Source organism: Blautia schinkii (assembly GCF_013304825.1).
In the GTDB taxonomy this organism is placed as follows: Bacteria; Bacillota; Clostridia; order Lachnospirales; family Lachnospiraceae; genus Blautia_A; species Blautia_A schinkii_B.
Genome location: NZ_JAAWUO010000003.1, coordinates 216,014 through 240,214 on the forward strand (window position 1 = coordinate 216,014; position 24,201 = coordinate 240,214).

Sequence of the window (24,201 nt, forward strand, 5' to 3'; positions counted from 1 at the left end):
ATACTTCTGGTCTTTTCGTCTGGTTCGTTTAGTCATTCGAAACATTACTGGTATCGCTTGCGGCATAGCCAGTGAGAATGGTGCTTTCATCTGCAAGTCCGAAAATGTATTTAAAAATATCATTTGCTGCAAGGCAGGCATTACCGGATGCATATCCATTGGCAATACGGACAGAAATTGCATATTTCGGTTCAGAGGCTGGTGCATATCCGATAAAAAGCGCATTGTTCGGATGGTAGTAATCAATCTCAGCTGTACCAGTCTTTCCGGCTGCTTCAACTCCAAGACCATTAAACTGGTCATGTGTCTGCACTACACGGTACATGCCATCATGGATATCATCCCAGATGTTGCTTGCAATGTCAAGCTGGCCTTCTTTTTCGGAAGGATATTCTTTTACCAGATTTCCCTTGGAATCGGTTACACGGTTCAGAAGAGAAAGCTTGTAGATGCTTCCGGATGTTGCAATGGTAGTTGCGTATCTTGCAAGCTGACTGGTGGTAAACAAGTTGGTACCCTGTCCAATATAAGAAGGAACTGCATTTTTATCTGAAACCTGAGGGGAAGCTTCGGAAATTTCGATTCCGGTCTTTCGGTCAAGTCCCATCAGCGACGCATATTTCTGGAGCATTCCAAGGCTTCGTGCCTCGGAAAAATTCCCCTCAGAATCCTTACCAAGTTCAAAACCGATGGTGCTGAAGAATACGTTGCAGGACTGCTCAATAGCTCCGCGGATCTCAAGAGAAGAATGTCCCTGCTTGTTCCAGCAGTTGATCGGGGGTGTTACAAGATCAAAACTTCCTGTACACTCAATGTAAGTATTATCATCGATCACACCCTCTGACATACCGGCAACTGTGGAAAGGATCTTCAGTGTAGATCCAGGTGCTGTTCTCTGCTGAGTAGCCTTATTAAAAAAAGGACTGGAGAGATCGGTGGAAAGCTTTGCATAGTAATCGGTATCCATATTATTGGTAAGTCTGTTATTATCATATCCCGGATAAGATACACATGCAAGTACATCTCCTGTTTCTACATCGGTAAGAACGGCTGATGCAGAACACGGAGCTAACGCAAGCTGGGCAGGAGTGATCTCAAGGTTTGCAATCTTACGGTACATAAATGTATAGGAATCGATCTGACCGGAAGCCAGACTCTGATAAAGCTCGTCCTCTTTAGAGAGAATACCCTGTTCATAAAGGATAAGACACAGTTCCTGTCCGCTGATGGTATCTTCCTGAAGCATATATTTGTACAGAAGTTTGGAAAATCCTGTATCTGTCTTCAGATAGTTGATAACGTAATCAGTCAGAGCCTGATATATCTCGGTGGAATCCAGATATTCACCGGATGTGGAAATCTGGGAGATATCGATCCAGTTCTGGCTGGCGGCATAGTTAAGATAATCTTTCAGGCTAATGCTCTGGTCGTTTTTCCATGCTTTGTAAGTCTCATCGGAAGTATCAATGGAATCACTTTTCAGAACATTCAATGTGTTTGTGAGAAGATCATCACAGATATAGGTAAGGTATTCCTGGATCTGTGCATCTTCATCTTTATAAGCAGGCGGATTATCACCCGTGAGCCTGTTACTTATTGTATCAAAAACCTGCTGCTGTTTTTGTTGAAACTTGGCATATAAATTTTTTTCTGTATCAGAAGCATCATCATTGCTGAATTTTGTGATATCGATCACGCTGTTGGCGATCAAAGCATTGTATACATCATAGATCGGAATGGTAATCTTACTTGCATCTTTTTCGGCTTCATAGTCGTATGATTTATTTGGTGTCAACTTGGAAAGAACGATTCCGGCTACACGCTGCTCCAGGATCTGATAGATACTCTTCTGCCAGTCTGAATCAATGGTCAGATAAACGTCGTTGCCAGCTACAGGATCTACAGTTTTGGAGCTGTCGATATCCAGAACTTTACCAAGGTTATCAACGGTTACGGTTTCTTCACCGTCTTTGCCCTGAAGATCCAGTTCCATATACTGCTCGATTCCGGCTTTTCCTACGATAGCATCGTTGGAATAGTCAGGGTTTTCTTTACGAAGAGTTTCCAGTTCCTCGGAAGAAGCCTGGCCTGTGTAGCCAAGGATCGGAGCCATGCTCTCATCATCTACATATTTTCGGGTGGAATCTTCCACAATATCAATTCCCTGAAGTTCTGCCTGATTTTCTCTTATGGCTGCAACAGATTTTTCACTGACATTAGTTGCGATGGTAACAGGCATATATTTCTTGAAGCTGTTGGTATTCAGCTGATAACGCATAATTGCGATTTCAAGAATTTCCTGTTTGGTAAGCTCATCAGGAAGTGAATGCGCAGCAAGCTCTTCGCTGGTGTAAGCATCTTTACCGTACAGTACAATGGAAAAACCCTTGTTTCCTGTGAGGTAATCCATCATTTCAGCAGCAGTGGCATTTTTCTGCTCATCGCTTAAGTTATCGATCTGCGCTTCTCCGTAAACATCTGCGCGGAAACGGTTCAGTGTAAAGCCTTCATCTACATCAAAGGCATAATCACCGTGATCGTTTACAATAATATGAAAATTATCTGAGAGACTGTCACCATTTCCGGAAAGGATCTGAAGCACCTGGTAGGCAATGCCGTTCAGTGTCAGATTTTTTTCTCTGGAGGTGTCGTATGTACCGCTGTCTTCAAAAGTAACAGAATAGGCAAGTACATTGGAAGCAACTACTGTGCCGTTCCTGTCATAAATATTACCACGGGTACTTTTGATCACTCGTGTTTTAGTTGTTCTTGACTGAAATTTATTGATGTAGTCCTGACCCTGTATGATCTGCAGGCTGAAAAGCTGCCTTACAAGAACAGAAGAAAGAAAAACAAATACGATCACAAGAACTGTTGTACGTTTTAAGCGTATTTTTTTGATGATTTTTTTTATTTTAATTCCCAAATAGACTCACTTTCTTTCCTTACAGTATCCATTAAGTGGTAGTTGATCCAGTAAAATGCCCGGTATACGATGATCGTGAGGAAAACCGTATAGACAATTTCAGGAATGATGATCCTATACATATAGGTCCAGAATCCAAGGCGACCCCGAAGAAGAAACTGCAGGCCGTATACAGCCAGATTATAAAGAAGATCAGTTCCTGCTACAAGGAAGATCGGAACCTTCAGATCATCATCGTAAAAGCTGCGGAACGCATAACCACTGATAAACCCTACATACATATAGATCAGTGCATAAAAACCAAACAGTGATCCGTAAAAAAGATCAATAAACAGTCCGGAGAAAAAACCTGTCCAAAGACCAGCTTTACGACCGCGCATCAGTCCCATCGCAACACAAAGGATCAGTGGCAGGTTCGGTGTAATAGAACCAATGGAAATGTAATCTATTACTGTACATTGAAGTAAAAAACAGACTATTATGGTAATAAACAGTACGATTTTATTTTTCATCGGACGCATCCTCCGATTTATCTACTGCGTCCTGTTTATTGACGGTAATAACAAATACATCTTTGAGATGGCCAAAATCCACCGGTGTTACAATGGTACCTGTTTTTGTCAGGTTGTTGGGATCCTGCTGGATCTCACTGACATAACCGATAAACAGTCCTTCTACATATTTTTCACTGATGTTGGATGTGACAATACGTTCGCCTACAGTTACCTTGTTGTCCTGATCATACAGCTGTTCGAAACTCAGTTTACCCTCATCAATAAGCTCCAGATCTCCTGTTACAACGCAGTTGTCAGAAGTGCTGACTGCCATTGCACTTACGTTGCTGCTGTCATCAATAATAGAACGTACGGTTGCCCAGGAAGGTCCTACCTCTGTGACAATACCAACAAGCCCTTTGCCTGCAATTACGTTATTATCAATGTGGATACCATCATTACTGCCCTTGTTGATCATAAAGGTATCATACCAGTTCCCCGGATCTTTGGAAATGATACGCGCTGCAACTTTTGGATAGTCGGAGTATTCCTGATCCAGATCATAAAGTTCCTTCAATCTGGTAAGTTCAGTCTGATCCTGGATCAGGATGTTATTCTGCTCAGTGAGGCTGTTGATCTGATTTTTAAGATTCTCATTTTCCTGAAGCACATCCTGTTTATCACGGAGACTATTCTTTACATCCCCAAACATGTTGCTGACACCTGAGATACCTTTTTGAAATGGTACTACAAGGAAACTGGCAGCACCCTGCAGTGCCGAGGAGGATGATCCTGAAGCAACTGTAGCTACAATGCAGCTTCCGCAGAAAAGTGTCATGATCACAAGGAGATGCTTGCTTTTTAATTTGAAATGAAAACGCACTTTTTTTCTGATGTTTTTCATGTACATACCCCTTTACAGTTTTTTCTGCTTTACAGGCTGCGCCCATTTGCGCAGTTCTCTGTCGCGGATAATCTTCTCAAGGCCGCGCACAGCAGAAGTTTCGTACAGATCGGAAAGATTAAAGGCAAAGCCTGTGTAACTTGCAAGATAATTATCAAGATATGGAAGCCGTGTGCTGCCGCCTGTCAGATAAATGCCTTCTTTTGCTATGTGATAAGCAATCTGAGGCGGCGTACGTTCCAGAAAAGTCTTCATTTCCGATGCGATCTGGTTTACACAGTTGGTAATTCCCTCATTAACTACTGAAGCAGAAACCACTTCTTCTCTTGGAAGACCGGAAACACTGTCAATTCCTACCACCTTGCGGGCTTCTTTCTTCTGATCGTTCAGCCGTCCCATCACCAGTTTAAGACGCTTGGCCGTGCGGGTTCCAATCTGGAGATTATATTGCTTGCGGATTTCGCTGCAGATGGATTCGTTCATTTGTCTTCCACCAATAGGGATTTTTCGGCTGATGATGATCTTTCCTTCGGTGATAATGGAGAACTCTGTACTCTGGGCACCGATGTTAACGATCATACTGCCCTCTTCCTTCTCGAGATTCACATTCATGGCAATTGCGTCTGCAATAGGGGATTCTACCATGAAAACGCGGTTCTTGCGAAGCCAGTGCCCGTTGACCAGATGATAATAAGCTCTCTTTTCGATGGCCGTCATATCAAGAGGAACTGCAAAATACATATCAGCACCAAGACCGGTTGTATGATCGATCTTTCGCATCATACTGTACAAGACGATTTCCTGAAGTTCCAGATTGGCGATCATACCAAACGCCATAGGGGAATTCACCGTAACATCAGCTGGTGCTTTTTCAAACATTTCGTATGCATCGTTACCCATGGAAAGGATTTTACGTTCACGATAGGCCACCATGTTTTTTTCTATGTAGGTTTTATTTCTAAAAGCTGAATAAACTTTTACAGAGCTGCTCCCCAGGTCTACTCCGTAATGATTTCTAAAAAGCATAAATCTGCCCCTTCACTTAAATGTACTCGTCAAAAATTCCTTTTTCGCGGAAACTGATGTATTTCTGGTCGCCTATGATAATGTGATCCAGAAGATGGATTCCAATCATTTCTCCTGTTTCATAAATACGTCTTGTCACATCCAGGTCAGCTTTGCTGGGGGACGGATCACCGCCTGGGTGGTTGTGGACAAGAATCAGATTCACAGCGCGGAACTTCACTGCTTCCACAAAGACCTCTCTCGGAGTGATCAATGTGGCATTGGCTGTGCCGCGACTTAAAAGCTGCTCTCCAGTCAGATGGTTATGTCCGTCCAGCATCATACAGTAAAGCAGCTCCTGCTCTTCATGACGAAGCTGCTCCATATAATATCTGGCAATGGTGACAGGACGGTTAAAAGACAGCTCCGGTTTAGCTGCAGCTGCAGCCATACGTTTGGAAAGCTCCCCGATGCATTTCAGCTGTATGGCTTTAACCTTACCGATGCCACGAATTTTCATCAATTCAGGTAAGGAGACATGAAACAGTCCAAGAAGTCCGGAATGTCCGTTCTGTTCCGACAAATTAAGGATTTCATCTGCCAGTGCAAGGGAACTTATACCCTGAACGCCACAGCGCAGGATTACGGCCAGAAGCTCTCTGTCATTTAAAGCCTGCTCCCCTTCCCGTAAACATTTTTCATACGGGCGTTGATAACCTGGCATTTCCATGATTGTATCTTTCATTTAATTTCCCTTTTCGCTCCCGGAAGAAGGAAATGCAAAATTGCAGTGATTATTTTAGCATAAAAAGCTGGGGATGTACACTCTATCCCGGAAATTTCCACTTTTTTCACATTTTGTTTAAAGGAAGAGAATAAATGGAAGCCACTGCTTCTGCTACTTTAATTCCGTCCATAGCAGCAGAAGTGATGCCTCCTGCATAGCCGGCTCCCTCACCGCATGGATAAATTCCTCTTATATTAGAAGTAAGTTCTTTATGGTCACGGACGATCCTCACAGGAGATGAGGTTCTGCTTTCAACACCTTCCAGAAGTGCATCCGACCTGTCAAAGCCGGCAATTTTTTTCCCAAAAGCATGAATACCTGCTTCGATAGAATCCCCGATCTCTTTCGGGAAAATGCTTCGGACATTGGCAAGGGTATATTCTCCTTTGATACAGGGAATTACTTCACCTAATTTCGTACTTTTCTGATTCCTGCAGTAATCCCCGAAAAGCTGTACCGGAACTTTACCATTTCCTGTTTCCCAGGCTGTAAGTTCCAGTTTACGCTGCAAGGCAATTCCTCCAAGCACATCTTCATTCGGAAAATCAGAAGGGTTAACAGTAACAATGATAGCACTGTTGGCATTATGGCTGTTACGTGCCTGATAGCTCATGCCATTTACTGCAAGCATCCCTTCCTCAGAGGAAGCATTTACTACATAACCGCCCGGACACATACAAAAAGAATAAACACCTCGTCCATTTTCCAATGTATGGGTAACTTTATAGCTGGCAGCTCCCAGGCGTTCATTTTCCGATTCTCCGTAAAGATCCTGGTTGATCATGGTCTGTGGATGTTCTATACGCACACCTACGGCAAAAGATTTCGGCTCCATACAGAGGCCTCGTTTTTTTAACATGGAAAAAGTATCTCTTGCACTGTGGCCAGGCGCCAGCACACAGACCTCTGCCGGAATCTTTTCCTGATCATTAACAATAACTCCTTCCAGGTGTCCGTCATTCAGGATAAAATCCGTTACTGTGGAACGGAACCGGAACCTGCCACCCATTTCTTCAATCTGATGGCGCATAAACTGAACGATTCCCACCAACTGGTCTGTGCCAAGATGGGGTTTCTGCTGATAAAGAATCTCAGAAGGAGCCCCGGCTTCCACAAAACGAGACAGAACTTCTTTTCCTCTTCCAAAAGTGTCTTTCACAAGGGTATTCAGTTTTCCATCAGAAAAAGTTCCTGCTCCACCTTCTCCGAACTGTACATTGGAATTCGGGTCAAGAACACCGTTTTTCCAGAACTGCTCTACTGTTTGCTGGCGTTTGTCAGCTTCCTCACCACGTTCCAGTACAAGCGGACAGTAACCGACCTTTGCAAGATACCATGCACAGAACAGACCAGCAGGACCGCTTCCGATCACTACTGGTGGATGAAGCAGTTTTTCAGAGCCTGGCTCAGGAAAATGATAGCAGGTCTCTTTAGTTGACATAACATTTTTATCGTGAACCTTCTTGAGGACGCGAGATTCGTTATCTGTTTTTACATCGATGGTGTAAACAAATTTTTTATTATCTTTATGACGTGCATCCAGAGATTGTTTGTGGATTTTGTAAGTAAAAGGTGTATTGCCAAGACGAAGCGTTTTGGTGATCTTTTTCTGAAGCTGCTCTTCTGTGTGGGTGATTGGCAGTTTCATCTGTGTGATCCGGATCATGAATTCTCCTCCTTTGCTGCATGAATGCCGGCTGTGGCACCGCTTGACCAGGCCCACTGAAGATTGTATCCTCCGCAGGTTCCGTCAATATCAAGGAGTTCTCCTGCAAAATAAAGCCCTTTATGGAGCCTGGATTCCATGGTATGACTGTCTATTTCAGAAGTATCCACACCGCCGGAGCAGATCTGCGCCTGTTCAAAAGAAAGGCCGCTTTTTACAGAAAGTCTGAAATCTGTGATCGCAGAGATCAGATCCTTCTGTGCAGCTAAAACGCGGATCAATTTTTCAGGAAAAAGACCTGTGAGAAGTTCTTTTTCATTTTTGTACGGACAGTCATTTTTTCTTCTGCCGAGATATTCCTGCAGTTCCTGTTTTGTAAATTCAGGAAAAAAGTTGATCGACAGTTCCACTTTTTTCTTTTCGTAAATAGCACGGATAGCATAACGGGAAATCTGAAATACAGGAATTCCGGATACGCCATAATCTGTAAGCTGTAATTCCCCCTGCTGGGAAGTTTCTGGCGTGCCGTTGATATATAGAGTTACTTTTCCCTCTGTACGCACACCGCTCCAGCCGGAAAAATAATTCTCCTTACATTTAAGGGCAGTCAGTGCAGGCAGCGGTTCAATAAGATGATGACCAAGACTTCGGGCTATCTTATAACCGCTTTCACCGGAACCGGCAACAGAGGAAGCTTTGGAACCATTGGCAAGGATCACGGCATCACAGGTGTAGATCCAGCCATCAGTATGGACATTCCAGTGTCCGTCAGAAAAAGACACGCCTGTAACAAGCTGATTGGTTTTCAGTTTTACTTTCAGGCTCCGGACTTTCATAGTAAGCACTTCTACGACACTTTGGGCCTGATTGCTCCGGGGATAGATCCAGCCATTGCGGTCTGTGATGCAGATTCCCAGTTCCTGAAAGAAAGAAATCGTGTCTTTTACTGAAAACTGTTCAAGTGCATCTTTTGCAAATTCCGGATGTGTTCCTCTGTAAACACCTTCTGCCTGGTTTAGATTGGTCATATTGCAGCGTCCGTTTCCTGTAGCACAGATTTTCCTGCCAGGACGGTCATTCTGTTCCAGTACTGTGACAGCTGCTCCGCCTGCAGCAGCTTTTATTGCCGCCACAAGGCCGGATGCACCTGCACCGACTATGATAATCTGTTTCATAATTTCACAAGATCCTTGTCAACCATGTATTGAAGAGATTTCAGAATTCCAAGTTTTGCATGTTCCCATGTAAGTCCGCCCTGGAAGTAAACAGCATACGGATCTTTCATAGGTCCATCAGCAGAAAGCTCAATGGAAGATCCCTGGATAAATGCACCTGCTGCCATGATAACCTGGCTGTCATAACCTGGCATATCCCATGGTTCCGGTGTCACGAAACTGTCTACCGGTGCAGCTGCCTGGATTCCCTGACAAAATGCAACAAGCCCCTCCGGACTTCCAAGAGTTACAGCCTGAATGATATCCTGACGTGGTTCTGTACTGTTTGGCACTACCGGGAAACCAAGCTTCTCATAGATATTAGCTGCAAAAACAGCTCCTTTTAAAGCCCCTTTTGTGACCATCGGTGCAAGGAAAAATCCCTGGTACAGAGAACGGTTTACACCAAGAGTTGCACCGACTTCCATGCCAAGTCCCGGACATGTCATACGGTAAGAAGCATTTTCCACGCAGTCTTTTCTTCCCGCAATGTAGCCGCCAATAGGAGCAAGTCCGCCGCCCGGATTCTTGATCAGGGAACCAACCATAATGTCAGCTCCTACGTCACTTGGCTCAATGGTATCTACGAATTCCCCATAGCAGTTATCTACCATGCAGATCATATCCGGCTTGATCTTCTTTACAAAAGAGATCAGTTCCCCGATCTGTTTTACAGAGAATGAAGGACGAGTCTGGTAGCCTTTGGAGCGCTGGATCGTTACCAGTCTTGTTTTTTCGTTAATTGCTTTTTTAATGTTTTCGTAATCGAAAGTACCATCGGAAAGAAGATCTACCTGACGGTATTTTACACCGTATTCAGCAAGAGAGCCATTGGATTGACGGATTCCGATAACTTCTTCCAGGGTATCATATGGTTTTCCGACTGGGGAAAGCAGCTCATCGCCCGGACGTAAATTTCCGAACAGGGCAATAGCCAGTGCATGGGTTCCGCATGTGATCTGTGGGCGGACCAGGCAGGCTTCTGTATGAAAAGTATCTGCATAAACCTGTTCCAGGATCTCACGGCCAAGATCATTGTAGCCATATCCGGAGGAGGTTCCGAAACATGCTTCGCTTACGCGGTTTTTCTGCATGGCGTGGATCACTTTCATCTGGTTATACTCTGCAGTCTGGTCAAATTTTTCAAAACGTTCTTTTAAAGAGTCTTCTATTTTCTTGCCGAAATCATAAACCTCGGAAGAGATTCCGAGCTGTGCATACATTTCTTTCATAATAATCTTTTCCTTCTTTTTTTTATTATTCAGACAGAAGAATCCCCTTTTCTCTGCATACAGAAAGCATGTAGGTAAGGATCTGACTGTCATTGTAATCAAATTTATCTTTATCCACCCAGGTTACTTCTCCTTCTCTGCGGAACCAGGTAAGCTGCCGTTTGGCGAAATGTCTGGTGTCACGCTTCAGGATACGGACAGCTTCATCGTAAGGATATTCTCCTTCCAGCCATGCAAGGATTTCTTTGTAACCCAGACCCTGCATGGATACCATCCCTCTGTGGCATCCCATCCGCTGAAGTGTTTTTACTTCTTCTACCAGGCCGTTTTTCAGCATTTCATCTACTCTTGCATCAATTCTCTCATAGAGAAGAGGGCGTGGGGCATTCAGAACAAAATAAGCCAGGTTATAGGGACTTACATGTTCTTTCTGCTCCTCATTATGTTCGGAGATCCGGGTACCGTTCTGTTTGTAGAATTCCAGTGCGCGGATTACTCGTTTAACATTATTTTCGTGAATGTCTTCTGCTGATTTTGGATCAACAGATGCAAGCATATCGTGGAGAAAAGAGCTGCCTTTTTCTGCAGCTAATGCTTCCAGTTCTTGGCGATAGCTGTCATCCTGCTCTGACTGGGTAAAATCAATATCCCTGGTGATCGCCTGGATATAAAATCCGGTGCCGCCCACCAGGATGGGAATCTTGCCTTTTGAGTAGATCTCTTCCATTGATTTTTTTGCCAACTGCTGAAAAAGCACGATATTAAAATCTTCTGTAGGATCCAGCACATCTACCAGATGGTGAGGGACACCGTCCATTTCATCCGGAGTGATCTTGGCAGAACCAACATCCATATAGCGGTATACCTGCATGGAGTCTGCAGATATGATCTCACCGTTTACTGCTTTTGCCAGAGCAATAGAAAGCTTTGTTTTTCCAACAGCAGTAGGTCCGGTAAGAACAATAAGAGGTTTCTTCATAATGTCCTCCCGTATTATACGATACGTTTAAATTTCTTTTCGATTTCTGTCTTTGTCATGGAAATGATGGTTGGTCTTCCATGAGGGCAGTTATAAGGATTTTCCAGGGTCAGGAGCTCATCGATCAGTTTATCCGCCTCCTGAGGTGACATGGCATGATTTCCTTTTACTGCTGCTTTGCAGGCCATAGTGGCAAGTCTTGCAGTAAACAGCTCAAAAGCATCTTTTGTGCCGTCTGCGCCGAGATGATCCAGCATTTCCAGAAATACTTCTTCCTCGGTCATTCCAAGAAGCAGGGAAGGCACTGCGCTGATACTGTATTCCCGACCGCCGAATGGCTCGATCTCGAAGCCGAAATCCCGGAAATAGTTTTCGTTTGCTGTTAGAAGACTTTCTTCCTCCAGGCTGAGAGAAACGATCAGCGGCGGGCTTAAATACTGAGACCGGATTTCCTGGGATTTAAATAACTTCACAAACCGCTCATAATATACTTTTTCATGTGCCGCATGCTGATCGATAATGTAAAAATTTTCCTCAAACTGTACCAGCCAGTAAGTGTCAAACAGCTGTCCGATCAGCTTGTGGCGGCTTCTGGATTCCGGTGCAAGAAGCCGTTCCTCAAAAAGTTCCAGTTGTTTGGGCTGTTCAGTGGGGACGGGGTCTGCCGGGGGAGATACAGGAACAGAAGCATTACACGATTCCTGGAATGAGACTCCGCCGGATTCATTGGATGCTTTGAATATGGAAGTCTTCGTATTGAAAACACTAGTGTTATCCGATGTATTTGGCGTATTCTGTGTCGCTGTGTTTTCGCAGATGTTTTTTTCTTTTAAAGTCCCGGAAAACATTTCCTCTTCTTCTTTTGTAAAAGGTTTGGAATTATAAAAGGAGCTTTCCCGCACAGAATCTTCTGCTGCTTTTTGCGAAAATGCTGTACTGGCAGCTGCAACAGCCGGTGTGCTGTTGTAGGACGAAACTGCAGCCGGTCTGCTTCCATACATTTCCTGCCGCCTTTTTACTTCAAAGGGTTCCGGTACGTTGCCAGGTTTTACCTGCTCAGCGCGGGATACTGGTGTTTCTTTTCCAACAGATACCTGCGGGATTAGTTCTCTGTGAGTAACTGCCTTCCGGACTGTTTCATAGATCGCTGTGTAAACTTCTGTTTCTCTGGCAAAACGTACTTCCCTTTTAGCTGGGTGTACATTCACATCAAGATCATTTCCATCCATCTCGATCCGGAGAGAAACAAACGGAAATTTATGCTGCATTACAAAACCTTTATATCCATCTTCAATAGCCTTGGTAATAATCTTGTTTTTTACATATCTTCCATTAATATAATAATTCTCGAAAGTACGGTTTCCTCTAGATATTTCCGGTTTTCCCACAAAGCCTTCAATCTTCATGAAGTCATTTTCGTAGGAAACTTCAAGAAGAGCCCTGGCAATATCACGTCCGTAAACACTGTAGATTACGTCTTTAACACTGTAGTTTCCGGAACTTGAAAGCTTGACCTGGCGATTCTGGATATATTTAAATGAAATCTCCGGATGGGAAAGTGCCAGCTGTTCCATCAGTGTGTTGATATAACCAGCTTCTGTTGTATCTGATTTCAGAAATTTACTTCTTGCCGGTGTGTTATAAAATAGATTCCGGATCAGGAAGGTAGTTCCCTCCGGAGCACCCATTTCTTCTAAAGACTGTTCCTGGCCGCCTTCGATCACATAGCGGGTGCCGCTGATAGCAGATGAAGTTTTGGTTATCAGTTCCACCTGGGCTACAGCTGCAATACTGGAAAGAGCCTCGCCTCGGAAACCAAGAGAGGCGATATGGACAAGATCCTCTACTTTTTCAATTTTGCTTGTGGCATGACGGAGAAATGCAAGAGGAACCTGCTCTGCCTCCATTCCGGAACCATTGTCTGTGATGCGGATCAGTTTTTTTCCACCGTCTGTGATTTCAACAGTGATAGCTGTTGCCCCTGCATCAATAGCATTTTCCACAAGCTCTTTTACAACGGAGGAAGGTCGTTCCACAACCTCTCCTGCTGCGATCTTATCAATGGTATTCTGGTCTAAAACTGCAATTTTTCTCAAATGATCACCACCGGTTCTTTATTTTGTTCTGCAGGTTATAGAGAATGTTCAGAGCTTCCATTGGTGTCAGATTACCGATTTCCAGGCATTTGATCTCCTCAATGATATCATTATCCTGCACTGTATCGAACAGGGACATCTGTGCCATATCTACCTGATCATAAGAAATCTTCTGCTTTTTTTTAGGAGCAGTCAGATCTTTTACAGCTGCAGTAATGTCCGCATCACTGAGCTCTTCTACCAGTTCCTTTGCCCGCTGGATAACGGAATCCGGCACACCGGCAAGTTTGGCTACCTGGATACCGTAACTTTTGTCTGCACCGCCTTTTACGATTTTACGAAGGAATACGATGTCATCACCCTTTTCCTTAACTGCAATACAGTAATTATTTACGCCGGAAAGCTTTCCTTCCAGCTCTGTAAGCTCATGATAATGGGTTGCAAATAAAGTCTTTGCTCCGCAGAGCTTGGTGTTGCTGATGTATTCAATCACTGCCCATGCAATGGAAAGCCCGTCAAAAGTACTAGTTCCGCGTCCGATTTCATCCAGGATCAGAAGACTTTTCGACGTGGCATTTCGAAGAATATTGGCAACTTCTGTCATTTCCACCATAAAAGTACTCTGGCCGCTGGCAAGATCATCAGAAGCACCTACACGTGTAAAGATACGGTCAACGACTCCGATATTGGCACTGTCAGCAGGAACAAAGCTTCCAATCTGTGCCATCAGTACAATAAGAGCTGTCTGGCGCATGTAAGTGGATTTACCTGCCATATTCGGGCCTGTGATAATAGAAATCCGTTTCTTATGGTTGTCAAGATATGTATCATTAGGAATGAACATATCGTTCTCGATCATCTGTTCCACAACAGGGTGGCGTCCGTTCCGGATATCAATAAGTCCTGTTTCATTGATCTTTGGGCGGACAAAATTGTTCCGCTGTGCCACAAGTGCCAGGGATGCAAAAACGTCCAGTGCTGCAACTGCTTTCGCTGTCCGCTGGATACGGACAACCTCTGCCCCTACTTTATCGCGGATATTGGAAAAAAGTTCAAATTCCAGTGCATAAAGCTTGTCTTCTGCCCCAAGAATCAGATCTTCCAGTTCCTTCAGTTCCTGAGTGATATAGCGTTCTGCATTGGTAAGGGTCTGTTTACGGATATAATCCTCTGGTACAAGATCTTTGAATGTATTGGTAACTTCCAGTGAATAGCCAAATACACGGTTATATTTGATCTTCAGGCTCTTAATACCGGTACGTTCCCTTTCTCTTGCTTCCAGTTCAGAAAGCCATTTTTTTCCATCTGTGCGGGACCGGCGGAATCTGTCGACATCTTCGTTGTAGCCCTCACGAATGATTCCCCCGTCTTTCTGTGCCAGAGGCGGATCATCGGTAATGGAAGTCCGGATCAGTTCTGTGATATCGGTCAACGGATCCATATCTTCGTTGATCGTCTGAAGCAGCGGAGACTGGAATTCTGAGAGAATCTGTTTGATATATGGAAGCATTTCCAGAGATGAGGCAAAAGAAACCAGATCTCTTGGATTGGCGGATTTATAACTAATACGGCTGATGAGACGTTCCAGGTCATAGATGGGATTTAAATATTCACGAATCTCATCTCGTTCCATTGGCTTTTCATTCAGTTCTTCCAGTGCACTTAGTCTCTTTTCGATTTCATCTGCATCGATCAGAGGCTGTTCCACATAAGAACGAAGAGTTCTTGCTCCCATAGCGGTTTTAGTCTTGTCCAGTACCCAGAGGAGAGAACCACGTTTCTGTTTCTCCCGCATAGTTTCCACAAGTTCCAGATTCCGGCGGCTGGAGCTGTCAATGAGCATATATTTCTCCGCTGAATATGGACGGATACTGGCCATATGGGAAAGGGCTGTTTTCTGTGTTTCCTTCAGATATAGAAACAACGCTCCTGATGCAATGATCCCGCTGTCATAATCTGCAATTCCAAGACCTTCCAGGTTTCCTACATGAAAATGTTCTTTTAATGTCTTCTGACAGAGCTGATCGTCAAAATACCATGGCTCCAGTGCAAATACGCAGATCCCAAGACGTCCTTTCAGATTTTCCACATCAACACCGCTTAAAAGAAAGGCATCATTGCAGATGATCTCTGCAGGAGTAAATTTATTGATCTCATCCAGGAGTTTCTGAGGTTTATCCAGTTCTGTGAGAAAACAGTCACCAGTTGTAATATCCGCAATAGCGCAACCGAAATGATCTCCAATAGAAACGATAGACATCAGATAATTGTTTTTAGATTCGTCCAGAGACATGGCATCCAATGTAGTTCCCGGTGTGACAATACGGATAACTTCACGTTTCACCAGACCTTTTGCTTTTTTGGGATCCTCCACCTGTTCACAGATTGCAACTTTGTAGCCTTTCTCGATCAGCCGGTTGATATAAGTCTCCGCAGCATGAAAAGGAACGCCACACATGGGCGCTCTCTCTTCCAGTCCGCAGTCTTTTCCAGTAAGCGTGATCTCCAGTTCCTTCGATGCAGTCAGCGCATCCTCAAAAAACATCTCATAAAAATCGCCCAAGCGGTAAAAAAGGATACAGTCGCTGTATTCTTCCTTGGTTTTTACGTATTCTTTCATCATCGGTGATAATACACTAATATCCTCCGGAAACCCAGTATTTATGCGGCTTTTAGAAGTCCCAGATGTTGATTTGACCACATTATTACGATAGTTTTTTCCCTCGTTAGTGTTTTTGTCTATACTCAAGTATTTAAACCTCTCTTTAAAATTTTATCTCCATTTGCAAAATCAGGTTTCTGTTCCGTATTTTTGTATATACAGTTCGTATTCGTCATCTATATGTTCTTCTTCAATGTGTGTATAATAATTAGTCATTTTTTCATCAGAGTGTCCAGCTATTTTCTTTACTGTAGCGGCATCCATTCCCGATTGAATGCATCTTGTTACAAAAGTATGACGGAAAATATGAGGATGAACATCCATTAAATTCGGATCTCTGTTCTCTTTTTCTGCCAGAGCAATTTCATGCTTATTAACAATCCCAACAATCCGCCTGCATTCTGTTTGAGCTGATGATGGAAGATAACTTCTTCCTGAAGATGTTGTAAAAATCAGACCGGGATATTTTTTTAAAAGTATATTTGGTTTTCCCCAGTTTTTCCCCAGTTTTTCTTTATCACGATCCTGTTTTTCCTTCCAGCTCATAAAAGCAGCAATCACTGCATCCGTTAATGGAACCTTTCTATTGCTGGCACTTTTCTTTGGTGTTGTAATCTGAATAGTAGAATACCTTTCAGGAAGTTCATTTCCTTTCGAATCATAATATTTTGTAACTCTGTTTAAGGTTTTATATACACGAAGCTTTTCATGCTTAAAGTCAAGATCACACCATTCTAGGGCAAGTGCTTCCCCTATACGTAATCCTGTATGAAGAAGAATAAAAAAGAGTTCATAATACCGGGTATTCTTGCAGCTCTCAAGGAAACGATGAGTGTCATATATACTAAGACATTTTTCATCTTCTTGTTCCTGCATTATCTTCTCATCAGGTATTTCACCCGGTTCTTCTTTAGGCAGTTTAATATCGGCTACGGGATCTATGGGTATCATTTTTCCACCATATGCCTTTTTGAAAAGCTGACGGACTACACTTAATGATTGTATTACCGTTGTACGTGCATATCCTTCTTCTTCGAGTCCCTTTATCATGTCAAGAATATGTGTTGGACGGACCTCTATTAACCTCATGTAACCAATATATTCTCTTACTCGCTCAAAACCATTTACATAGTTACTTAAAGTGGTTGCTTTAACAGAATGCACCACATAAATAAGCATCCATTTTTCATACCACTTTGAAACAGAAATTCTAGGATCATATCCTGCAATTCCGGGGGAAACATTAGCAAGGTAGGCATTTCTTTCTTTTTTTAGATGTTGTAAATTTGTACCATAAATTGAAAACGTTTTTCCTGTACCGCGAACGAAAATTCTGGCCTCATATCGTCCATCTTTTCTTTGATATAATCCTTTTCCTAATTCTTTACCCTTTAAGTTTTTTCCCATAACACCACCATCCTTTCTGATGATAATGCATGGCACTGGATATATATTTTAGCACAACAAAAAAAAGCTTTCAAGACTGCCGATCTATCCATTTTTGAAATTTTTTCTTATCAATCAGTGTTCTGCGCCCAATCCGTACCATGAAACAGTTTTCATTCATCAATGATCTCATTGTTTTCTCAGAAAGTCCTGTAAGCTCACAGGCTTCTTTAACGGATATAAGAATTTTATCGTTGTTTGCTTCCGACTGTGTTTTTTTTCGCAACATATATAACCGGTCAATATCTGCAGGCAGATGATATTGACCGTTCCTCCTTCCTATATTGTCAAGCCCTAAAGTATTGATTTTGTGGGCTTTTTCTTTAAATATTACCTCTCAAAACAGAGCTAAAAGTGTACGACAGTCATCGTATCCTGTTGCTAGAATATAAATAGTACAAGCCAAAATGAGAAATTCCAAATACACATAAGCATGGTACAATAGAAACATGCTGAAGGAGGATCTCATATGGCAAAGCAACATGACAAACAATTTAAACTTGATGCAGTCCAGTACTATCAGGATCACAAAAATCTCGGAGTACGTGGATGTGCAGAAAATCTTGGCATCGGCTACAGTACATTAACAAAGTGGCTGAAAGACTTCCGGGAATCAGGTGATATTCCTGTTCGTGGTTCTGGTAATTATGCATCTGATGAGCAGAAGGAAATTGCCCGTCTCAGGCGTGAATTACGTGATGCTCAAGATGCACTTGACGTGTTAAAAAAAGCAATCAACATTCTGGAAAAATGACGGAAGCCATTTATCTCGAAGTGTCTGAGAAGACGGAAGCTGCCAAAAAGGCTGGACGCCGGGTTTCCGTCTCCGGAATGTTGAAGTTTTTAGGTGTCTCTCGCTCAGGATATCTTGCATGGCTCCACCATGTACCTTCTGATACAGAAAAACGTCGTGAAGCTGTAAAAGCAAAAATACAGGATATTTATGATGATTCCAAGCAGAACTACGGTGCTCCGAAAATCACTGTAGAAATTCGAAAAACTGGTGAAGTCATTTCGGAAAGAACCGTTGGTACATATATGCGCCAAATGGGGATCCGTGCTCAGTGGAGCAAACCATGGACAATCACCACAAAAGATTCCGATTTCAGCACTGAATTACAAAATATCCTTGATGAGCAATTTAATCCTAATCGTCCGAATGCAGTCTGGTGTTCGGATATCACCTACATCTGGACAATAGATGGATTTGTCTATCTGACCAGTGTTATGGATTTATTTTCTAGAAAAATCATAGCCTGGACGCTTTCAGAAACACTGGAAGTATCCTGCGTGATTGATACTATAAACAAAGCCAAAGCTCGCCGGAATATCAATCAACCATTAATTATCCATTCGGATCGTGGCAGCCAATATGTTGCAAAGGAATATAAAAAAGCAACCGAAAATATGCAGCGTAGCTACTCAAAGAAAGCTTTTCCGTGGGATAATGCATGCATTGAATCCTTTCATTCTATTATCAAACGTGAATGGCTCAATCGTTTTAAAATTCGCGATTATAAGCAGGCATACCAGTTGATTTTTGAATATCTGGAAGCTTTCTACAATACGAAACGAATTCATAGCCATTGCAACTATATGTCGCCAAACGAATTCGAACGAGTGTATGAAAGAATACACACTGAGGCTGAGCTTCTGGCAGGTTAAAATGGGGAGAATTTTCTCATTTTAACTTGTACTAAATCTTGACATAGGACCATCCTGTACTGAACAACCATAAAAGGGTATAGTTTTATAAAGCGTCCTGGTAAAGGGGCTTTAAAGGCTATAATCCTCTGTTAGCTATGAGGGTGAACCTTCCGTGTCTAATGGGATCTTGTCCCAACTTGTCGGGTAGAAACACCTATTACTAGGTATATCCCCCACAGATCCGTACGTGCCCAATTCAGGCATACGGCTCTTCACGACACTTATGCCTCAGATTATCCATATAGGCTCACATAAATACGTGGTCTTACTATAGGATGCTCCTTCAAAAACTGATTGAATCCATCCCATGTATAACTTTTCCTCTGACTACGCCTATTCATCCAAAAATAAAGAATCTGAATAACTCTCTTACGGAAGTTATCCATCATTTGATAGTTATCACTTATTCCATAATAATGGTAATACCCAATTAAAATCTGATTTACTTTTGCAAGAATATATTTCTTCTTTTCAAATCTCATGTCGCGTATAGTGATATTCATCTGTTTACATTTCTTCCGATATTTCTTATTGGAAGTTTTATGTTTTACTCTGAAATTACCGTTTCGGCTTTTGGAACAATAATGAGTGAAGCCTAGGAAGTCAAATGTTTCTGGTTTGTTCCCCTGTCTTTTAAGGTTATCAGCAGCGAATCGACCAAAATAAATTAATCGAGTCTTTGATTCCTCTAGGGACAGTCCGAAGTGATTCATCCTTCTCTTAAGATGTTCATAAAAGAGTTCTGCGTCATTCTTATATTGAAAACAGCACACAAAATCATCCGCATAGACAACTATGTCTGCATACCCTTTTAGCAATGGTCTTATTTTCTCATTAAACCACCATATAAGGACATAATGCATATATATGTTTGCAATTATTGGTGAACATACGCTTCCCTGTCCGGCACCGAATTCGTCAACATAAAATTCTCCATTCTTAAGAATACCTGCTTTGAGCATCTTTTCTACCAGTCGGAGCACACTGCTATCTGTAATTCGTGATGAAATAAATTTCATTATCCAGTCATGATTCAAATTATCGAAGAAGCCTTTTATATCGGCATCCAGTATATAATTCATCTTATGCCCTTCAATCATGTCATTTAGCATTTTTATAGCTCCATGGCAGTTGCGGTTTGGTCTGAAGCCGCACATATTGTTGTAGAAATGGGGCTCAAAGACCGATTCCAAAACTTTCCTAAGTGCTTCCTGAACCAGTTTATCTTCATATGAATAGATACTAAGAGGTCTGGTCTTACCATTCTCTTTTGGTATTTCCACTTTACGTGCTGGTTTAGGTCGATAGCTTTTATTCTTAAGCTTCTCCACTAACTGTTTTAGATTGTTATCAAGATTTGAGTTGTATTCTTCTTTTGAAATGCCATCAATCCCGACCGCTTTTCTGCCATCCATTTTGTAGTGGCATTCTTTAAGCATCTCAATGTTAATCAAATGCCCAATAGAATTAAATTTCATTTCTGGATGTTGTTTTGATAATTCTGAGATTCTCTCAAGTTTTGTTGTCATTATTTGTCCTACCTCTGAGTGTAGATAATGTTTCCCTTTTGATATGATGTCGTGTGGCTGGATATATGTTATCCGTTCTCGACTTCCCTCCAGTGGCATTACCCACTTTCATTAGTACTATTCGGCCATCCGACTACCTATACTCCATTTGATTTCCTTTTCTCATTCGTACGTCATACCTGTTAACACAGGAAAGTATAGGTTCTCCCCAGGTAACATACAGACATTGTAAAACATGGCTGGCTCTCAGACTCCGCCGTAGCATATGCTTCCTAACCTAAACAGAAACATACGTATTGTCTTCCGTCCGAAAGAAAACGTCGACCTACGGGTTACGTAGATTTCGGAGCTCAATCACTTTCAGCCCTATTTCCTAACTGTTTACACTTAGGATACATCGTTACCTCTGTATCCCCAAAACTCGCTACCAGTGGTGCGGCTACACCTTACTGGATGAGATTTCCACTCATTAATCTGTATGCCCTTCTGGGCGTACCCTTCGTCCCACCTGTTCATACACCGAGTGCTTGCCAAGCTTTCTAACAGGGTCGTGCCCTATGGAGTGAACTACCACAAGCTACAGCTCTTGTTTGTCGTTTGATTCTTACTGACCTTATGATTCTGCAAGGTGCGGTTTCCCGCGGACACTTACCCTGCATCTCTCAACCAGTCGTTTCGTTATGATCCACGTTCCATGGATCTGGGTCAACGGGTTCCTTTCCAGAACCCTACTCAATTTCAGAAGTTTCTGAACCTCAGCAGGATTCTGGAATACTGCTTCGCTTTATACTCCTTATGCAACCAGGCTTTCCCGCCTGGATTTCCGCTGGATATCTTTCAACATCTTTCGGGGATCATACTTGATTCCCTTCTTCAAAATCGTAAAGATAATCCTGAGAAGTTTGCAGGCGATTGCTATTAATGACTGCATCTTTTTCAGTGGATTCTTCTCCCTGGTCGTATAATAGACATGTAATTCCTTGAATTCTTCCGCATGTGCTACAGCTGATTTTGCCGCCTGAAACAGCCAATATCTGAGGCGCTTACGTCCTCTGTGACTGATCTTGGTTTCACCCTTATGCTTGCCGGAACTGCTTGCCACAAGCCCAAGTCCACTTAATTTCTGGATCTCCTTTACATCGTCAACTCTGGAAATATCTCCCATTTCTGCCATCATACCGGATAGGGTATTCTCCCCAATTCCACATATCTCCAAAACTTTATCCGTATGGGGAATTTCCAGACATTTCTGATTGATCTGCGCTTCTATCAATGCAAGCTCCGCATCCAGTTCCAGGATTTTTTGAACAAACCACTGTACAACCAGTTTCCCTGTTTCTTTTCCTTCACGGAGGCCAACACTCGCCTTGGCGTACTCTAAGATTTCTCCAGCTCTGCTATACCCGCGTCCTCTAAGTTTCGCATTATGCCAGATCTGTCTGATTCCGTCTTCTTTCAAAGCTGCCAGATCATCCGGAAATGGTGCCTGTTTCAACAGTTCAAGGCTGAATGTGCCTTCTGTTTTTCCAAGTGCTTCTTTGTACTCTGGAAAATATATTTTCAGTTCCCGGTGCAGTCGGTTGATCGACCGGATCCTGTCCTCATTCAGCTGGTCACGAAACATGGATAACCGTCGCAGATCTGCATAAAGCTGCTCTGGAAGATAAGGCATTCCAAAGTTTCCATCTTTTACAAGATTTGCAATCAGCTTAGGATCTTTTGTATCATCTTTCAGCTGGCTGTTATCCTCAAGCTCCTTTGTCTGTTTTACTGCATACGGATTTACCTGAACTACACTGAGTCCATTTGAGATCATCCAGGTTGCAAGGCAGAACCAGTAATGGCCGGTTGGTTCAAGACCAAGAACAATCTGTTTTTTATCGTATTCGGCTGCTATCTTTACTGCCCATTCCTTTGCTTTGCTAAATCCATCCGCATTATTGCTGAATGAAAAAGCGGACTTACTGAGTTCTTTGCCTCTGGTGTCAATTGCCCTCAGATAGTGTGTTTCACTGCCTACATCGCATCCTAAAATAAGCATGTCATCACAGATAAAACTGAGTTTTGCGTTCTTATCGAACTTTCCTTTGGTTTCTAACTCACGCCAGGTTGAAGCTGTTAAATTTTCTCTGACCACCTCGATTTTCTTCAGAAGCTCCTGCTGCTCGAAAATATTTACATTTGATACTTGATTTTTCTTCTTTGTGCCTTTAAGATTCATGTTAGATACCTCTTGTATTCTCTGGATTTTACCAACCGGCCAAGTCAGTAATAATCCAAATTTACTTGAGGTATTTTTTATGTCAATCTCTTGGCCTATTTAAAGTATACAGGAAGCTTTCTTCTTTCCTTCTGTAAGTTCATTCCACCCACATTTTTCTCTGGATCTTTTCACCTGTTCACTCGTAAGCCCAGATTTCTTCCCATTCACCCTTTCAAGAACCTCTTCTACCGTCTGCTGATAAATTTCCTTCATCACTTTCGCCTCCTTGTTTCTAAGTATTTACTACCTGGATTTCTTATTCAATGAAAGACCTCTTTGATAAAAAAATATAAAAAAAGGAGACCTTCATTGCATAATAAAAATGCAATAAAAGTCTCACCATTTCCTTATGATACCGGATGCTTCCACCGTACTGACGACATCACAAACGCAAATTGTTAAGCGCAGGTTACTCCCCTTTATTGGATCAAATCATATACCCAAAGTAACATGATTGTCAAGATGCTATATCATTACTTTTTCATTCTATGTTATACTTATTACATCGTTAACACTATTAAAATAAATTCTTCGGAGGTGAATCAAATGGATCATACGAATAATTCCTGTTGTTGTGGTGAAGCAGAATATTTTTCCGGATGTCTGATTTGTGGTGCTCCTATTACGTATCGTGCTGAAAGCTCTATTCAGACGTGCAGCATCTGCCATAAAGAACAATTAACCAATGCGGTCTGTGAAAATGGTCACTTTATCTGTGATGCCTGTCATAGCTATGGCACATATGCTCCGGTAATCACGACACTCCGGGACAGTACAGAAAAAGATGCTTTGCTTCTTCTGGAAAAAATTATGGATCTTCCATCTGTACATATGCATGGACCGGAGCATCATGCAATTGTCCCATGCGTTCTTCTGACAGCGTTTCGCAATAATGGAGAACATATGGATTACGATGCTGCATTATCTGAAATCTGTAAAAGAGCAAAGCAGGTTCCGGGCGGTACCTGTGGTTACTGGGGTGTCTGCGGAGCTGCTGCCGGAGCCGGTATTTTCATGTCCGTTATGACTGGATCCAGTCCACTTCACAAAGATGCATGGCCGTTTCCTCAAAAACTTGTTTCCATTATTTTATCTAGACTGGCAGATGTTGGTGGACCTCGCTGCTGCAAACGAACCAGCAGAATTGCCATTGAAGAAGCTGTTCATTTTTACAGTCAGTTTTGTTCTGTAAACATTCCGTTGTCTTCTATAACGTGTAAATACTGCAAAGATAATCGCGAATGCATCCAGGAAGATTGTCCATACTATTCTGAATAACAGACAAGGCAGT

The 24,201-nt window shown here is 42.5% G+C and carries 19 protein-coding genes; 3 read left to right on the forward strand and 16 right to left on the reverse strand.

From position 1 onward, the window contains the following. Positions 1-28 precede the first annotated feature (28 nt). From HFM85_RS03815 to HFM85_RS16770, 13 genes are all read right to left on the reverse strand, one after another. Positions 29-2,926: a penicillin-binding transpeptidase domain-containing protein gene (locus tag HFM85_RS03815; protein ID WP_173736975.1), complete on the reverse strand. Its 2,898-nt coding sequence runs from the start codon at positions 2,924-2,926 to the stop codon at positions 29-31. Continuing rightward, positions 2,911-3,438: a rod shape-determining protein MreD gene (gene mreD / locus HFM85_RS03820; RefSeq protein ID WP_173736974.1), complete on the reverse strand. Its 528-nt coding sequence runs from the start codon at positions 3,436-3,438 to the stop codon at positions 2,911-2,913. Before mreD ends, HFM85_RS03815 begins: the two co-directional genes overlap by 16 nt. Next, entirely contained in the window at positions 3,428-4,324 is an 897-nt protein-coding gene (gene mreC / locus HFM85_RS03825) for a rod shape-determining protein MreC (protein WP_173736973.1), read from the reverse strand. Before mreC ends, mreD begins: the two co-directional genes overlap by 11 nt. Positions 4,325-4,336: 12 nt before the next feature. Then, a complete protein-coding gene (locus HFM85_RS03830) occupies positions 4,337-5,350 on the reverse strand; it encodes a rod shape-determining protein (protein ID WP_173736972.1) in 1,014 nt (337 codons plus the stop codon). 16 nt (positions 5,351-5,366) lie between these two features. Continuing rightward, positions 5,367-6,074 carry a RadC family protein gene (gene radC, locus HFM85_RS03835; protein ID WP_173736971.1) on the reverse strand — a complete coding sequence of 236 codons (708 nt, stop codon included), beginning with the start codon at positions 6,072-6,074 and terminating at the stop codon, positions 5,367-5,369. 106 nt (positions 6,075-6,180) lie between these two features. Next, positions 6,181-7,782 carry an NAD(P)/FAD-dependent oxidoreductase gene (locus HFM85_RS03840; RefSeq protein WP_173736970.1) on the reverse strand — a complete coding sequence of 534 codons (1,602 nt, stop codon included), beginning with the start codon at positions 7,780-7,782 and terminating at the stop codon, positions 6,181-6,183. After that, entirely contained in the window at positions 7,779-8,957 is a 1,179-nt protein-coding gene (locus tag HFM85_RS03845) for a BaiN/RdsA family NAD(P)/FAD-dependent oxidoreductase (RefSeq protein ID WP_173736969.1), read from the reverse strand. The genes HFM85_RS03840 and HFM85_RS03845 overlap by 4 nt, the downstream gene beginning before the upstream one ends. After that, positions 8,954-10,228: a methionine gamma-lyase family protein gene (locus tag HFM85_RS03850; RefSeq protein WP_173736968.1), complete on the reverse strand. Its 1,275-nt coding sequence runs from the start codon at positions 10,226-10,228 to the stop codon at positions 8,954-8,956. Before HFM85_RS03850 ends, HFM85_RS03845 begins: the two co-directional genes overlap by 4 nt. Positions 10,229-10,253: 25 nt before the next feature. After that, complete coding sequence (gene miaA / locus HFM85_RS03855; RefSeq protein ID WP_173736967.1) at positions 10,254-11,207, reverse strand: tRNA (adenosine(37)-N6)-dimethylallyltransferase MiaA; 954 nt, start codon at positions 11,205-11,207, stop codon at positions 10,254-10,256. A 14-nt stretch (positions 11,208-11,221) separates the two neighbouring features. After that, on the reverse strand, positions 11,222-13,303 hold the full coding sequence (gene mutL, locus HFM85_RS03860; protein ID WP_173736966.1) for a DNA mismatch repair endonuclease MutL: 2,082 nt from the start codon (positions 13,301-13,303) through the stop codon (positions 11,222-11,224). A gap of 4 nt (positions 13,304-13,307) precedes the next feature. Then, positions 13,308-15,926, reverse strand: a complete 2,619-nt coding sequence (mutS, locus tag HFM85_RS03865; protein WP_173737138.1) for a DNA mismatch repair protein MutS — start codon at positions 15,924-15,926, stop codon at positions 13,308-13,310. 168 nt (positions 15,927-16,094) lie between these two features. Beyond that, the gene (locus HFM85_RS03870) at positions 16,095-17,372 is read right to left on the reverse strand and encodes a tyrosine-type recombinase/integrase (protein ID WP_118034480.1); all 1,278 of its coding nucleotides are present in this window, start codon (positions 17,370-17,372) and stop codon (positions 16,095-16,097) included. 70 nt (positions 17,373-17,442) lie between these two features. Further along, positions 17,443-17,640, reverse strand: a complete 198-nt coding sequence (locus HFM85_RS16770) for a helix-turn-helix domain-containing protein (protein ID WP_173736965.1) — start codon at positions 17,638-17,640, stop codon at positions 17,443-17,445. 240 nt (positions 17,641-17,880) lie between these two features. Here HFM85_RS16770 and HFM85_RS03880 point away from each other — a divergent pair, with 240 nt between their 5' ends. After that, positions 17,881-18,165, forward strand: a complete 285-nt coding sequence (locus HFM85_RS03880; RefSeq protein WP_173736964.1) for a helix-turn-helix domain-containing protein — start codon at positions 17,881-17,883, stop codon at positions 18,163-18,165. Continuing rightward, positions 18,162-19,076 carry an IS3 family transposase gene (locus tag HFM85_RS03885; protein ID WP_173736963.1) on the forward strand — a complete coding sequence of 305 codons (915 nt, stop codon included), beginning with the start codon at positions 18,162-18,164 and terminating at the stop codon, positions 19,074-19,076. Before HFM85_RS03880 ends, HFM85_RS03885 begins: the two co-directional genes overlap by 4 nt. A 275-nt stretch (positions 19,077-19,351) precedes the next feature. Here HFM85_RS03885 and ltrA read toward each other — a convergent pair whose 3' ends face one another. From ltrA to HFM85_RS03900, 3 genes are all read right to left on the reverse strand, one after another. After that, a complete protein-coding gene (gene ltrA / locus HFM85_RS03890; protein WP_173736962.1) occupies positions 19,352-20,647 on the reverse strand; it encodes a group II intron reverse transcriptase/maturase in 1,296 nt (431 codons plus the stop codon). Positions 20,648-21,440: 793 nt separating this feature from the next. Next, positions 21,441-22,868 (reverse strand): IS110 family RNA-guided transposase, encoded by a 1,428-nt coding sequence (locus HFM85_RS03895; RefSeq protein ID WP_173736961.1) that lies wholly within the window; start codon positions 22,866-22,868, stop codon positions 21,441-21,443. A gap of 99 nt (positions 22,869-22,967) precedes the next feature. Next, on the reverse strand, positions 22,968-23,123 hold the full coding sequence (locus HFM85_RS03900; protein ID WP_243251702.1) for a cation-transporting P-type ATPase: 156 nt from the start codon (positions 23,121-23,123) through the stop codon (positions 22,968-22,970). A 333-nt stretch (positions 23,124-23,456) separates the two neighbouring features. On the opposite strand from HFM85_RS03900, the gene HFM85_RS03905 reads away from it, so the two are divergent. Then, a complete protein-coding gene (locus HFM85_RS03905) occupies positions 23,457-24,188 on the forward strand; it encodes a DUF5714 domain-containing protein (protein WP_015542421.1) in 732 nt (243 codons plus the stop codon). The last annotated feature ends 13 nt before the right edge of the window (positions 24,189-24,201 follow it).

Excerpts from the sequence above, each read along its gene's own strand:
- HFM85_RS03895 (WP_173736961.1), bottom strand. The coding sequence starts at position 22,868 with ATGAATCTTAAAGGCACAAAGAAGAAAAATCAAGTATCAAATGTAAAT.
- HFM85_RS03845 (WP_173736969.1), bottom strand. The coding sequence starts at position 8,957 with ATGAAACAGATTATCATAGTCGGTGCAGGTGCATCCGGCCTTGTGGCG.
- HFM85_RS03830 (WP_173736972.1), bottom strand. The coding sequence starts at position 5,350 with ATGCTTTTTAGAAATCATTACGGAGTAGACCTGGGGAGCAGCTCTGTA.
- miaA (WP_173736967.1), bottom strand. The coding sequence starts at position 11,207 with ATGAAGAAACCTCTTATTGTTCTTACCGGACCTACTGCTGTTGGAAAA.
- HFM85_RS16770 (WP_173736965.1), bottom strand. The coding sequence starts at position 17,640 with ATGTTGCGAAAAAAAACACAGTCGGAAGCAAACAACGATAAAATTCTT.
- HFM85_RS03900 (WP_243251702.1), bottom strand. The coding sequence starts at position 23,123 with ATGAAGGAAATTTATCAGCAGACGGTAGAAGAGGTTCTTGAAAGGGTG.
- HFM85_RS03905 (WP_015542421.1), top strand. The coding sequence starts at position 23,457 with ATGGATCATACGAATAATTCCTGTTGTTGTGGTGAAGCAGAATATTTT.
- radC (WP_173736971.1), bottom strand. The coding sequence starts at position 6,074 with ATGAAAGATACAATCATGGAAATGCCAGGTTATCAACGCCCGTATGAA.
- mreD (WP_173736974.1), bottom strand. The coding sequence starts at position 3,438 with ATGAAAAATAAAATCGTACTGTTTATTACCATAATAGTCTGTTTTTTA.
- HFM85_RS03885 (WP_173736963.1), top strand. The coding sequence starts at position 18,162 with ATGACGGAAGCCATTTATCTCGAAGTGTCTGAGAAGACGGAAGCTGCC.
- HFM85_RS03870 (WP_118034480.1), bottom strand. The coding sequence starts at position 17,372 with ATGGGAAAAAACTTAAAGGGTAAAGAATTAGGAAAAGGATTATATCAA.
- mutS (WP_173737138.1), bottom strand. The coding sequence starts at position 15,926 with ATGATGAAAGAATACGTAAAAACCAAGGAAGAATACAGCGACTGTATC.
- HFM85_RS03880 (WP_173736964.1), top strand. The coding sequence starts at position 17,881 with ATGGCAAAGCAACATGACAAACAATTTAAACTTGATGCAGTCCAGTAC.
- ltrA (WP_173736962.1), bottom strand. The coding sequence starts at position 20,647 with ATGACAACAAAACTTGAGAGAATCTCAGAATTATCAAAACAACATCCA.
- HFM85_RS03840 (WP_173736970.1), bottom strand. The coding sequence starts at position 7,782 with ATGATCCGGATCACACAGATGAAACTGCCAATCACCCACACAGAAGAG.
- mreC (WP_173736973.1), bottom strand. The coding sequence starts at position 4,324 with ATGAAAAACATCAGAAAAAAAGTGCGTTTTCATTTCAAATTAAAAAGC.
- HFM85_RS03850 (WP_173736968.1), bottom strand. The coding sequence starts at position 10,228 with ATGAAAGAAATGTATGCACAGCTCGGAATCTCTTCCGAGGTTTATGAT.